Origin of the sequence: Mycobacterium sp. 852002-10029_SCH5224772, from assembly GCF_001667315.1 — a bacterium.
Classification (GTDB): Bacteria; Actinomycetota; Actinomycetes; order Mycobacteriales; family Mycobacteriaceae; genus Mycobacterium.
The window spans coordinates 1-672 of record NZ_LZHT01000028.1 but is presented as its reverse complement, the minus strand read 5'-3'; the positions used below and the strand labels follow the sequence as shown (position 1 = coordinate 672).

The 672-nt window shown below is 63.8% G+C and carries 1 protein-coding gene; it reads right to left on the bottom strand.

Annotated features, from left to right (window positions below):
* Positions 1-672 (bottom strand): class I SAM-dependent methyltransferase (locus A5775_RS06980; RefSeq protein ID WP_067249747.1); only part of this gene is annotated, 672 nt, incomplete at both ends.

Here is a 672-nt window from a genome sequence, read left to right as displayed (position 1 = left end):
ACCTCTTGAGACTGAAGGGCGAGGGCCTGCTCGCGATTCGCCTCGAGCGCCTCGGCCCACAGATCCAGCGTCTTCGCGTAGTGCAGTTGCAGCGACTGCACGCGGGTGAGCTCGAAGCCCACGGTCACCCCGTACTCGCCGACGGTCTGCGGGGTGGGAAGCCAGCCGCCGGGAAAAATCTCGGCGAGGATGAATTTCGAGAACTCAACGATCTCGTGGGTCAACCTTAGGCCCTTGGCCCGGGCTTCTTTGAAGGACGGCCGAACGATGGTGTGCAGCAACATGATTCCGCCGGGCGGCAGCGCGTTGTAGGCCATCTTGAAGAAACGCCCGTAGCGTTGGCGGCCGAAGTGCTCGAACGCACCGATCGAGACGATGCGGTCCACCGGCTCGTGGAACTTCTCCCAGCCCTCCAGCAGCACCCGGCGGGTCCGGGTGGTGTCCATCTGGTCGAAGGTCCTCTGCACGTGCTCGGCCTGATTCTCCGAGAGCGTCAGCCCCACGACATTGACGTCGTACTTCTCGACGGCCCGTTTCAGCGCGCCACCCCAGCCGCAGCCGATGTCCAGCAGCGTCATCCCCGGCTCGAGGTTCAGCTTTCCCAGCGCCAAATCGAACTTCGCGATCTGGGCCTCTTCGAGGGTCATGTCGTCACGCTCGAAGTAGGCGCAG